The sequence below is a fragment of the Desulfonema magnum genome, assembly GCF_017377395.1.
GTDB lineage: Bacteria > Desulfobacterota > Desulfobacteria > Desulfobacterales > 4be13 > Desulfonema_C > Desulfonema_C magnum.
This window is the reverse complement of the sequence record NZ_CP061800.1, coordinates 5,501,810-5,514,796: the sequence shown is the minus strand read 5'-3', so window position 1 is coordinate 5,514,796 and position 12,987 is coordinate 5,501,810. Positions and strand designations below refer to the sequence as shown.

Annotated in this window: 7 protein-coding genes; 2 read left to right on the top strand and 5 right to left on the bottom strand. The window is 46.6% G+C overall.

What is annotated here, in order from left to right; translation table 11 throughout:
- Positions 1–18 precede the first annotated feature (18 nt).
- The 5 genes from dnm_RS21085 to dnm_RS21065 form a co-directional block, all read right to left on the bottom strand.
- Positions 19–690 carry a hypothetical protein gene (locus dnm_RS21085; RefSeq protein WP_207678872.1) on the bottom strand — a complete coding sequence of 224 codons (672 nt, stop codon included), beginning with the start codon at positions 688–690 and terminating at the stop codon, positions 19–21.
- A 65-nt stretch (positions 691–755) separates the two neighbouring features.
- Positions 756–2,096 carry a CHAT domain-containing protein gene (locus dnm_RS21080; protein WP_207678871.1) on the bottom strand — a complete coding sequence of 447 codons (1,341 nt, stop codon included), beginning with the start codon at positions 2,094–2,096 and terminating at the stop codon, positions 756–758.
- The gene (locus dnm_RS21075) at positions 2,089–2,769 is read right to left on the bottom strand and encodes an anti-sigma factor (RefSeq protein ID WP_207678870.1); all 681 of its coding nucleotides are present in this window, start codon (positions 2,767–2,769) and stop codon (positions 2,089–2,091) included. Before dnm_RS21075 ends, dnm_RS21080 begins: the two co-directional genes overlap by 8 nt.
- Before the next feature lie 543 nt (positions 2,770–3,312).
- Positions 3,313–3,918 (bottom strand): RNA polymerase sigma factor, encoded by a 606-nt coding sequence (locus dnm_RS21070; protein WP_207678869.1) that lies wholly within the window; start codon positions 3,916–3,918, stop codon positions 3,313–3,315.
- Entirely contained in the window at positions 3,915–5,801 is a 1,887-nt protein-coding gene (locus tag dnm_RS21065; RefSeq protein WP_207678868.1) for a tetratricopeptide repeat protein, read from the bottom strand. The genes dnm_RS21070 and dnm_RS21065 overlap by 4 nt, the downstream gene beginning before the upstream one ends.
- Before the next feature lie 924 nt (positions 5,802–6,725).
- On the opposite strand from dnm_RS21065, the gene dnm_RS21060 reads away from it, so the two are divergent.
- Entirely contained in the window at positions 6,726–7,370 is a 645-nt protein-coding gene (locus dnm_RS21060) for a hypothetical protein (RefSeq protein WP_207678867.1), read from the top strand.
- Between the two features lie 220 nt (positions 7,371–7,590).
- Complete coding sequence (locus dnm_RS31470) at positions 7,591–12,744, top strand: DUF4114 domain-containing protein (protein ID WP_207678866.1); 5,154 nt, start codon at positions 7,591–7,593, stop codon at positions 12,742–12,744.
- Positions 12,745–12,987: the final 243 nt, after the last annotated feature.

The following is a 12,987-nucleotide window of genomic DNA, read 5'->3' as shown; positions in this document are numbered from 1 at the left end:
AAACTTTTATTTAGAAAATCACAAAACCTTATTTGCCTGCTCCGGCCGGATCGCTTCTATCTTCCATGCCGGCTCCGGAATAACATCCCCTGCTTTCACACGGGCAACGCTGTTTCTGTCATTTCCTTTTATGGCCCCAATTTCCAAAAGCACGTCTTTGTCAACCACTTGGAACAACTGACCGATCCTGACACCGTGATCTGATCCGATATTCAGGATAATTTGGTTATCCTTTATTTCCAAAATTCTGCCCCGTACAGGGACATCATTAATCTTTTTAAGGGTGTTTAAGAGATTTTGGGAAAGTCTTGCCCCCTGTTTCATCAGCGGTGTGTCTTGTTTCACAATTTCATAAAAGAAATCAATGGATTCTCCTGTTTCTGTTCTGACAAGTTCCATTAGGACAAGGGGTTGTGAATCACACTGATTTTCCTGGATAAAAAGAAGATACGCAGGCATTTTCAATCCTGCCCGTAACTGGCCGGTCTCTATCCCCCGAATCAGTTCTTCCAGAATAGCATCAAAAGACCGCCGATGCAGCAATTTGAAAGACGTCTTTTTTATCTGACTCCCCATGACGCTGGTGATAAGATTTAAAAAAGGAATATGCACATTATAAACACATGCGATGGTCAGCGGCGAGGATGTCCATTCATCAGCAGAAGGTGCCGGAGTATCTGCAAATTTCATATACTGACGCCACAGTTCATCAATCCGTTGCTTTTTTTTCCTGTTTATTTCCTCAAAAGCTTTTCTCACATCAGCCGGGGGGACTGGACAGCCGGGTTCTTTTGGCGGATGATTATCCCCCCGGAATTGAACAGGGCATATCCAATAAATCCCGCCATTAATCCGATAAGGATCACAGACACGACAAGATAGTGATTCAGATTCAGGATGAATGGCGAATGTTGTTGGGTATCAGAAGGAGTGACAGGATTGGATGAAGATGTGGGGGCTGTTTCCGGTGGCGATTGTTCCGAAGTGACGATATGAGATTTTGCCCCGACACTGATCTGCAATTTTATCCAATCCTTGTCCTCGGTTTTACCCAGATAGCTGATTCTCGGATCCCCGTACAGCACATAACCTGCCCAGGAATCATTGTTCCCGCTTTGTTTCAGCCTGTCCCTTGCCAGCCGGACAGACTCCCCCACGGTGTTTCCCAAGAGCAGACTTTCATAAAACGACCGGGCAAAATCACTGCCCGGCTTGTCTTTAATCTCCCATGACGTGCCCAAATAATGCTTTGTTCCTGCCAGCATAAACGCATTGGCCAATCCAAAAGGTTCATCCTGGGACTTTCCCTCTGAACGCTCCCATTTCGCAGTGCTGGCAGACTGGCACGCATTGGAAAACACAAGGGCGGGCATGGCTTTGCCCACAGCGGTCTCATAAATATCACTGGCCGTGAAATTCCCATGGGTCAGACGCCATCCGCTTTGTCCGGGACGTTCCGGATGATAGGTGGCATGACCTGCGAAATGAACCAGATCATATTGCTTTATTTTTTCCCTGACATCATCCGGCCCCACGCTTGTTGCAAGATCAGCATATACCAGAGGTTCCTCAAGATTCATCTGATCCATATACTCACACAGCATCTCCCCTTCTGCCTCGGCTTCGGGCAGGTCTCCGCGCGGGTCAGCCACTATCCACATATCCAGAGGCTTGTTCAGCACACGCGGCTCAACCAGCGGGGTTTTCTGATAAGTCCCGGGAATTCTGCCCATGCTGAACCGCTCACAGAGAAATGCTCCGTTCAGATAAAGCAGTTCCCACGGGAGATGAACCAGATCCGCATCCACTTCCAGAATCAGATATCGGGCACGGGTGGTGAGCAGTTTTTCTCTGATATCCGGTGTCAAAAACTCACCACAGGCCCCCTGCCCCATTCGTATCAGATCTTCCAGTATGTCCCCTCTGATCACAGATGCAGAGTTCTTTTTATTGATCTTTTCGACAATCTCACGCCACTGATGCTCAATCTCAGGCATGCGCACGGATTTATCCTCGGATCGCCGCATGGCATCATCTGAGTCCCGGATGCTGATTTTCAGGCTGTATTCTGTTTCTGAGGATTTGGAATTACTCATCTTCACTGATACCGGATCCATTTATTTTAAATTTAAAAGAATCGCTTTGCTTCCCCTCTTTTCTGTATTGGGTGATTAGCAGTTCATAACGGCCGAAAATCAGGTCCTCAAACGCCACATAAGGTGCGTTGTCTCTTAACGGAAAAGAAATATCTTTTTCTCCGTCCTTTTTTAAAGTCAGGCGCACATTTTTTGCCTGCTGACCCTGTTTAAGAACCCTGATCTTCATACACGCGCTGGCATCTCCGGTTTTTGAAACATATATTTCTGCTTGCAGTTCATTGATGTCCCTGACAAAACGGATGTAATCAATGAACTGTTCTGCTGGGGGAGTTTTTTTCGAGCGGACACCGGTGAAGGCATCCGCGGGTTCAAAAACATTAAACCAGGGATACTCGGCTATCTGCGCCGGAAGTTCTCTGACCCATTGATACAGGGTTCCGATTTTTCCTTTAATCTGTTGCCATACAGACTGCGCTTTTTTTTCAGACAAGGGTTCCAGGTCAAAGGAATCCTCTTCTTTCAGAACCGTGTTTGCAATTGCAAAAAGCCTGCGACACTCATCACATTCTGAGAGATGCTTCTCCATATCTTCTATCTCCTGCTCGGAAATATCTCCCCAGAGATAATCGGCAAAAGTTTCCAGTTCAATACATGCGGATTTCATCATCATTACCTGCTTTCTTTATATGAAAGTGTTAAGTGTTAGGTGTTAAGTGTTAGGAAAAACTGCAAAACTTTCATCATTCGCTGTGACCGGCAGCTCATGCCCGTTTATATAGGAAATTATAACATTGTGATATCCGCAGGGAGTTATTTCGTAAGGATTGGGCAATCCTGCTTAAAATGAATCAGTCCTTACTAAATCAGTCCTTGCAGATTTATTCTTGTTTCTGACCCCTCTTATCTTAATTATATGCAGGCCGACTATTTCTTCTTATATCGCTTAAAAAAAATATCTCTCGATCCGGAGTGCCAAACTTACAGTTTGGCAAAAGGGTCAGGATTTTCGGAAATCAGAACTATTGCCAAACTGTTTGCCGGACGGGGTTTGCAATGTTTGCCGGACGGGGTTTGCAACCCCGTCCGAAACGTTTGGCGGCGGTGATCCGAAAACATCCCGGACGGGGTTGCAAACCCCGTCCGGCAAATATTGCCAAACTGCAAGTTTGGCACTCCGGATGTTTAAAACGGATACGAAAAAAAAAGAGATGCTTTAAGAAAACAATTTTTTTATACATTCTTTCAATTTTCGTACGGCCCTGTGCTTGATCTGATAGATATTGTTCTTTTTTCGCCGGAGCGAAGCAGCAACTTCATCCCAGGACAGTCCGTCGAAAAAACGAAGTTTTAACAGCAGGGACTCCGCATGAGACATTTTTTCCATACATTTTCGGATCAGAAACCACGCGTCTTTTTCTTCAATATCTTCTGTGATATTCTGTTCCGAAGCCAGTTCCTTGTTCATCTCCTCAAGAGAGACAGGCCTGTTTTTCCCTAAGACGCCAATACGATCCCTTTTTCTGAGATACATACTCACAGTCTGGGCTGTGATCAGACCAATCCATCGTGCAAGGCTGCTCCTGTCTCCCCTGTAAAGCCTCAGCAACGCACATTCATCTTTAAAAAGACGAAAGAAAACTTCATTACGGAGGTCTTCAATATCCTGTCTTGAATAAGGTTCGCGAAACCGTTTTAATATTTTCACAATAATATGGCAGATCATTCTTTCATACTGCTGAACCAGTTTCTCGCCGCCGTTGCCGTTTATACATTCGTGGAGAAGCGTTTCTTCTTCTTTTCTGGTAAGTTTCTTCTTCATTGTGTGATCACCCATTTTCCTAATACAGCAGCATCATCAGGGCACGCCATAAGAGTGATGCGGCAATTTTTCTCCTTTGTCTCATGAATGAAGGCATTTGAAATAAATTCCGTATCAGACCCCACCACAAGGGGCCATCGCAGGCTTATTCCTCCGGTTTCCAAATCCGCCAAAAAACAACTCCCATCCTTCTGAATCACCTTCCCTTTCAGCAAAGGAAAGGCCCTGTGAAATTTTTCCGAGAGCTCACCCGCGAGAGCTGCCAAAGTGAATCCGCCTTCAGTATCGCCGTAAACATCCTCTATGCTCAACACCTCGGATGTCTCAACATCCACAATTTCAGTTACGATTTCAAGCCCCAGTTTTGTTTTATAGATATACCCGGAGAACATGAAACGGGCAGATGCCCCGGTCATGTCAAAACGCCGCATCTCCGTAATCTCCCGCAACTTATCTCCGAGTTTAAGCCGGAATCGCTCTCTTTCCACAAGGCGATCCATAAAAAGCGGCTGAAACCGGTTTCCTTCTGTTTTGTCAGGAGAATAAGTTTCAAGGGAATTGGCCTTGAAAACACACCGGTATTTCAGCTTGAAGAGTTCGGGAATCTTGCGGATGATAAGGATTTCTCTGATGGTTTCCTTTCCGGACACATCTTTTGCCCGGATAATAATGCGGTTTTCACCTTTGTTCAGACGGACCGAATGATTAAAAAAGATGACACGGCCTGGTTTCTCATGCACCGGAGTGTTGTTGATCAGAACCGTTTTAATCTCGTTTTTTCCTCTGACTTCCCCTCTGACAGAAAGGATTTCTGAAAAAACTTCAGTGTTGTCTGACAATTCATTCAAAATGATGTCACATTCTGATGCGTTTGAATTCAGAACAGACAAGGCCGGGGCCGAGTCCGTCAAAATATTTGAGGTGTTCTGCCCCACCAGAATCGGATCTGATTTGAGGAAATTCGATTTAGTCACCATTTTTCTGGTTATCAACGCCTTTGTCTCGTTCCCCAGCTTATCAGATGCCAAAAGCGTGACAGACTGCGTACCCGCCTGAACTGGTACTGAAAAAGGCACGGTTTTCCCGGCTGTTGAAGCCAATATGTCCTTTCCGTCCGCAGACAGAAATATCTCTTCGGATTCGTCATAAAGCCAGCCAGTTAAGCCGTCAACCAGATCAAAGGTCTTCAAAATGATCACGGGGCCTGATCGGTCAATGTGGATAAGAAGTTTATGTGTTGTTTTACCCTTTAAAAGATTCTGTGCGGTAACAGCGATCTCATGTGTTCCCTGATTCAATTTCACTGTTTGTTTAAACTCAATGCGCTGGTCCGACCCTTCCAGATAAACAGCCCGGTTCGCCACTGTAATTTCAGAAACATATTGATTGCTTTTTGCAATGCCGGAAATGATTACCGGATCATCCCGGGTCCATATTTCATCTTTATCTGAAGGGGATTTCAGGATGATGCGGGGGGCAACAGGTTTCTCATTTCTGAGCTGCATGAGGCGTGTTCGGGTTTTGTCCAAAAACAGAAGGGCTTTTTGGGATTCTTCATAGCGCAGGGAAATTTCAAGTTCTTGTTCGGCTGATTCATAGTCGCCCTGAATATAATGAACCACACCTTTCTCCCGATGGGGGAAATAATCTGCCAGATGTCCCACCCCATAAGTGCGGGCCATTCTGAGATCATCAGGCCTTCTTTTTATTGCCTCTTTCAAATCAGAAAGGGCTGCCTGATAACGAGCTTGTTCCATGGAGGACAGCGCACGTTCATAATAATCATACCACTGATGCGTAAAAACGGGTTTGATTCCCGTGCATCCGGATAAAAACCATATTAAAAACAACAGGATAAAGATATGTTTTTTCAAACGCTTCAAAACATCCTCCTTTTTATTTAAGCTGATATATAATGATTATTATAAAAAATCAAATGAAATATTACTCGAAATATTTTTTTATAATCACTGCTTATGCTCATTTTCCGGTATCAAAATATCCCCTTAAATAGATAGTATGTAAGAAATCAGATTTTCTTATAAAAAAATAATCACCAGATCAGAAATTTTCTGAACATTCGGGATTTTCTTCCGATTCAGTAAAACTGCAATAATTTAATTTAGTAAGGATTACAAATCCTTAATAAACCAAACCCCTGTAGTTTTCCAGCCAGAATGAACACTTTTTTGATCTGCTGATAATAAAAAATAAATCTGTGAAGCGGCAAAGAAACCCGGCTTTTTTTGGCAGGGAAGGTTCACCCGATCCTGTGAAAAAAGCCGGGTTTCTTTCCCACCGGAATTTTTGCCCAGAAACCCGGCTTTTTCCGGCAGGGGAGGGTAGCCCGGTCCTGTGAAAAAAAGCCGGGTTTCTTTCCCACCGTAATCTGTGAAGCGGCAAAGAAACCCGGCTTTTTCCGGCAGGGGAGGGTAGCCCGGTCCTGTGAAAAAAGCCGGGTTTCTTTCCCACCGTACTTAACACTTAACACTTAACACTTAACACCTGACACTTTCATAAAAATATTTATAAGAAAAAAAAACTTCTCTCATATAATTTTTAACAGAGGGGATGGAAGCATTTAAGTTTTCGCTACAAGGATTTTTTATAAGAAACGGGATTCATAAGAAAGGGATTAACATCCCCTTCTTATAGAAAATCCTTGTAGCGAAAGCATCTTTTATAATTTTCCATGCAAGAACAAAAAACATGATCATTGAGTATAAGAAAAAGAATTTTCCTTCATATATTTTATGACAAGGGGAAAATGAAATGCAGTTCACTGATAACGAATCTGAGGAGCAACGATGAATAATTCACCAAAGAAACTTGTTATTTTTTTCCGTGTTGTCTGCGTGACAGCATTCTTAAAAGAGCAGATAAAAAGCATAGGATTATCTTTCAGCCCTTCTGCATCTTCAATTCATCCGAATCATTCTGTTGATGTGGATATGATTATTTCGGGTCTGGAGAATGGTGTGCAGACGCATTGTTTCGGAAATATGGCCGGGTTTGATTTCAGTATTGATTATGATCATAAGGGGCTGAATTTTGAGGGCTGTCGGCAGGGAACACGGCCGGTTTATATAAATAGGAATGAGGCTGATGAGCGAAAGCTGTTTTTTCCCGGGGGAAGTGTGATCCGTCTTTCAAGGCTTTCCTCTATCTGGGATTTTAGTTTCCGGTCTGCTGATGAACTGGGCCTGGCAACAGTTTCCTTTTTTGGTGTGGGGCTGGGAAAAAATGATCTGCTGTTTTCAAATGGGATTTCTGAGGACGGAATGAGCAGTTCGCTTTCTGTAACCTTAGAAAATGGAACGGCCGAAGCTTCCGAGAGTTACGGACAGGCCGGAGTGTGGCTGTTAAAGTCGGGGCTGGCCAGGCGGCTGAACCACGGATTTCCACAGATTCCGCAGATGACACGGATTTTGCAATCTGCGGTGTCTGCGTAATCAGCGGTTCAGGGGGCTTGAACCACAGATTTTCAGGGATGACACGGATGGCACGGATTTTTTCAATCAGCGAAATCCGTGTAATCAGAGGGAATCCGTGGTTCAGGGGGGCTTGCCTGAACCACTGATTTTCAGGGATGACACAGATTACACGGATTTTTTTCAATCCGTAAATTTTCATTAAATCAGATGAATCTGTATTCAGGAAAGGATCAGAAAAATGAACACCAAGAAAAATTTTTTCAGCTTTGGCAGTTGGAGCATACTGGCAGTTTGCCTCTATGTCATGGCTTTGGTTATGGGCGCAGGGTTTGCAAGCCCTGCCAGTGCTTTGGACTGTCCCGCAGGTTATGTGGAAATGTCCGGAAAGGTCACGACTGGCGCAGGAACCGGCATTGAAGGTGTCGAACTCAGGGGGCTTCCCGGCAATCCCGAGACGGACGCTAACGGGCATTATGAAACCTGCCTGCCAAAAGGATGGACAGGAACCGTTAAACCGACATATGAGATAGGTATGAATCCTGTTACCTATGATGTCTCATTAAATAAGCCCGGACCTTTCAGACGTGATCTGAGTTATTCAAACCTTGTTCGCCCCATTTACTTCACCTTCAAAACAACGCTGATGCCTCTTGGTGACGCAGTGCTTAAAATATACGCTACCGGGGATTTAGACGGAAGCAATTCGAATGAAGATATCAGCGTGTATGCGGAAACTCCTGACGGTGATTTGCTCGAAGTCATTTATGATAATGAACGTCCCGGAACTATTCAGGAAATAACTATTCCGAAGGATATACTGGCTGGTTACGCCGAAGACGGAGAAGTGGTCATCGTTCTTGCTACGGGAGGCGGTGCTGCTTATGTCTCCAATGTGTGGGTACACCTCACATACACTGGTTCCCCTCTCAAGTATAAGTTTTCTCCGCCAAGCAAGAGATACACGGACATACAAGCTGATCTGACGAATCAGAATTACAGCGACACCAAAACCTATAAAATTTCAGGGCATATCAGAGACAAGGACGGCAATGCCCTTCAGAAAGTAACCCTGGTCGGACTGAATGTGATGACTGACAGCGACGGATTTTATACTGCAAATGTGCCTTCCGGCTGGTCAGGAACGGTTAGGCCGAATCTTTCGGCAGGCGGTATAACATTCAGTTTTAAGCCTCCGCAAATCCCCTACACGAATGTAGATTCTGATTTCATGGAGCAGAACTATACTTCAGGTCTGCCCCTTCTCACAATTCAAGGATATGTGAAGGACAGAAGCGGAAACGGCGTTCCCGGAGTTACAATCGAGGTGGAAGACATCTATGCGGGAACCAAAGATACGACCCTCACAACAGATTGGCGAGGATTTTACAAGGTCAAGGTGGAAAATCAAGCTTCTGTAAATCTGACACCTAAAAAACCGGGTTATACATTCAATATCGAATATGCGCCTTTTAAAGACGTGTATGAAAATACTGATTTTGATTTCAGAGCAAAGACATCTTTAAACACAGATTGCAGTGTTTCTTCCACAAAAAATCAGTCAAAAGAGGGAGGTGGGAATTGGAGTAATCCTTATACATGGAGTAAAGGCCATGTTCCGACCTCAAATGAGGAAGTGCAAATCAACGCCGAAGATGTGGTGATTTTTGATATTTCTTCTGCTTCTGTTAAAACGCTATGCAATTTTGGAACATTACAGGGCGTAGCCGGTTCTAATCTGGCAATCGTTGCTACGGATTTCATTCTTAATTCAGGAGAAATCATCGGCGCAAACGGTGCGTCAAACGGGCAGAAAGGTTCTGATGTTACGCTGGCCGCGATGAATGTTCACAATTCAGGCATCATTCAGGCGGGCAACGGAGCGAATGACTCCGGCTATCACGCCCAAGGAGGTCAGGGCGGCACAATCATGCTCACCGGGGACAACATTACCAACGAAGGCAGCATTATCGGAGGGAATGGCGGAGACGGACGCGGCGGTCATGGCGGTTCTGCTTATGGCGGTCATGGCGGTTTTGCAATGATCATGGCAAAAAAAATAGCAAAAAATAATCGCGGCGCTTCCATAACTTCAGGAATCGGCGGAGGGGCTTATGCTTCTGGTGATCGCCATTGCAGAGGCCATTGGTTTTGGAAAAGATGCTGGTACACTGGCGGATACTATCGCGCAGGAGATACCGGCAATACAACTTTCTCCGGCCTGATTGCCATGAACAGAGGCTCTGTCAAAGGAAAAGATGTTATCTTTGATCCGAGCAGCCTGGAAATCATTGGCGAGGATGCCGAAGTTATCGCAGAAAACGATATTGTCATCACAGGCGGAGCAGATACTACTGTCTATCTTGCTGATCTTATAGACGGCAGCATCTCCGCACCCGGAAACATCACAATTGAGCTTGGCCCCGGAAGCACGCTTGATATGCGGGGACTCACGGCAAAGGCGATTCAGGCCGATGGCAATATAGAAATTTATGCTGACAAAATCATCACAAATGACGGCGAAGTTACTGATGTTAATGAGCTGGTCAATTCCGGTCTGATCGAAGCCGGAGGAGAAGTGACGCATGAGGAAGGCAAAATCCGTTATGAAGTGATTGTGGCCGGTTCCGGGCAGGTGAACGCAGAGGCCGGAGAAACTGTGAATATCGAATTTTCAGTTGTCAATCACAGTTCTGTTGACGACACTTATACCCTTACAAAAACCGATACCCAGAGCTGGACATTGGGCGCATTGGATTCTTCCGTGTCTCTGGCATCTCTTGAGACAAAGAAGTTCTCCATGGCTGTGAATCTGCCTTCGGAGAAGGGTGTCGAGGACACGATCACAATCACGGCCCGTTCTGTAAAACATCCTGAGACTGTCGGGACATTGGAAATCCGGATTTCAACCAACCTCATTATTGCAGAAGAAGATACAACCGATGCGGATGAGGACGGACTGATCAAATTCGAGGAAGACAAACTCGGAACTGATCCGGAAAACGCTGACACTGACGGCGACGGAATGGATGACTGGTGGGAAGCGAATTATAAACTGAACCCGCTCAGTGACGATTCCGCGGATGACAAAGACGCTGACGGATTTACCAATATTCAGGAATATGAGAGCGGCAGCGACCCCACTGTGGGAGACAGCGACGGCGACGGCATCAATGACGGCAGTGACAACTGCCCGTTTACTGCAAACGCTGATCAGGCGGATTCTGACAATGACGGAACCGGCGACGTGTGCGACCCTGATACAGACAATGACAACGACGGAATGCCGGATGCCTGGGAAAACTGGTATGATCTGGATACGTCTGTAAATGATGCGAATCAGGACAAGGATGCGGACGGATATTCCAATCTTCAGGAATTTCAGGCGGACACAATGCCGAATGACCCTGAAGATTTTCCTGACGGAACCGAACCCGTTGATACTGACGGTGACGGCGTGGCAGACGATGCGGATAATTGTCCCTCTGTTGCAAATCCGGATCAGACAAATTCTGATGATGACGGAATGGGTGACGCTTGTGACACGGACGATGACAATGACGGAACTCCGGATGAAACAGATGCTTTTCCGCTTGATCCGGCTGAACAAAGCGACGCAGACGAGGATGGTGTGGGAAACAATGCGGATACTGATGACGACAATGACGGAATGCCGGATGCGTGGGAAACTCAGTACGGACTGAATCCCCTTGGTGATGACGCTTCCGAGGACAAAGACAACGACGGCCTGTCAAATCTGAAGGAATATGAACAGAACACAGATCCGACAGACCCTGATGATCCGCCTCCTGCTCCGGTTGATACGGACGGCGACGGGGTGCGGGACAGCAAGGATGCTTTTCCCAACGATCCGGCTGAATGGGCTGATTCGGACAAGGACGGCGTGGGTGATAATGCGGACGCTTTTCCCAATGATCCCAATGAGCAGGTTGATACGGACGACGATGGAACAGGAAACAATGCGGATACGGATGACGACAACGACGGAATGCCGGATGTATGGGAACTTGAATACGGACTGAATCCGCTTGTCAATGACGCTTCAGGAGATACGGATAAAGACGGGTATTCCAATCTTGAGGAATACGAAGCGGAAACTGACCCGACTGATGCTGATTCCAAACCTGAATCGCCTTTTGAAGCCGGCGTTTTCAAAGTCGGAGCGGACGGCGTTGTCCAAATTGACTGGCTCTACGACGGCGGCGCATACAAAGGCGAACTCGGCATTTTCAGTCTCAGGAACATGGAAGACTTGGAACCCGGTTCCGAGGAATTCATTTCCGAAGCAGTGAGACGGGTGCTGTCAGACAGCGAGGAAGGGCATCTCGTGCTGTCCGACCCGAGCGAAGGCGCACGCTTCAGCGGTTCTCTCGGAGAGGCGAGAAACTGGAACAGCGGCGAATACAAAGGCGTAAAAAGCTTTGATATGAAGCCGGGTGACGATTTCGCCACCATCCTGGTTCCCAACGGCACATTCGGTGCGCTCGCGGACAATCCCGGAACAACAAACACTCATCTGCGTCCCCTGTTCTCACTGGTGTCATCCAATCCGGTTCACGGCATGTATCTGGGCCAGATTGCCGATGTCAACGGCATGGGAACAGCCTTTTCCTACGAGGACATAAGTGCGAACGACAGTGACAAGGATTACAATGATCTGATCATTCAGATCACCGGTGCCGCAATTGACGGTGTTCCCTCACTTGATTCTCTGACAGGCGGGAGCAGACGCAGCAGGGCAGGACGTGACAGGAACGACTGGTTTGACTGGAGAGCGGAAACAGAGCTGGGCGGCGTGATCATGGAACACTTGGACGCTCAGATTACTGATCCCGAAACCCTGTGGCTTTCGGCCGACATAAACACCGACGCGGCATTGCTGGCATATGATCCCGAAGGCCGAGTGATCGGTGAGACCGGCGGCCATATTCCGGGTGCGACATTCGGAGAGGACATTGACGGATACCGTTTTGTGTCCCTGCCCGCGTTGGAGGAAGGCGGCTACCGACTGGTGATCCTGGGCGAGGAAGATGAAAGCGGCATTCTGACCGTAAGGAAACATCAGGGAGAAGATGAGGTTATCTCAGAAGAGACAATGAGCCTTGATATTGAAGCACATCAGGTGCTTATCTCCGATGTTGACGTGGCGTCATCCGGCGAGAGCCTGGTCATTGATGTGGCTGACGCGGGAGAATCCGAAGCCGGACCTTATGATTTCAACGGCGACGGCATCATTGATGACAGCGACATTGAGAAAGTCTCCTCTGTCTGGAACATCTGCGAGGGCGACGAAGGTTATGTTCCGTTCCTCGATCTGGATGATGACGGCTGTATCACCATTCTCGACATTATGCCGGTGGTGAACAGCAGATAATACAACAGAACTGAACCACTGATTTTCAGGGATGAGACGGATGACACGGATTTTTTTCAATCAGTGAAATCCGTGTAATCAGCGGTAATCCGTGGTTCAGGGGGGCTTGCCTGAACCACTGATTTTCAGGGATGACACGGATGGCACAGATTTTTTTAATCAGCGAAATCCGTGTAATCAGCGGTAATCCGTGGTTCAGCAGGGTTGAACCACAGATTTTCACAGATTTTACGGATAGACACG

What these genes read in the sequence shown, in the direction of transcription:
- dnm_RS21085 (WP_207678872.1), bottom strand. Translation starts at nt 690, where the DNA reads ATGAAATTTGCAGATACTCCGGCACCTTCTGCTGATGAATGGACATCC.
- dnm_RS21080 (WP_207678871.1), bottom strand. Translation starts at nt 2,096, where the DNA reads ATGAGTAATTCCAAATCCTCAGAAACAGAATACAGCCTGAAAATCAGC.
- dnm_RS21075 (WP_207678870.1), bottom strand. Translation starts at nt 2,769, where the DNA reads ATGATGATGAAATCCGCATGTATTGAACTGGAAACTTTTGCCGATTAT.
- dnm_RS21070 (WP_207678869.1), bottom strand. Translation starts at nt 3,918, where the DNA reads ATGAAGAAGAAACTTACCAGAAAAGAAGAAGAAACGCTTCTCCACGAA.
- dnm_RS21060 (WP_207678867.1), top strand. Translation starts at nt 6,726, where the DNA reads ATGAATAATTCACCAAAGAAACTTGTTATTTTTTTCCGTGTTGTCTGC.
- dnm_RS31470 (WP_207678866.1), top strand. Translation starts at nt 7,591, where the DNA reads ATGAACACCAAGAAAAATTTTTTCAGCTTTGGCAGTTGGAGCATACTG.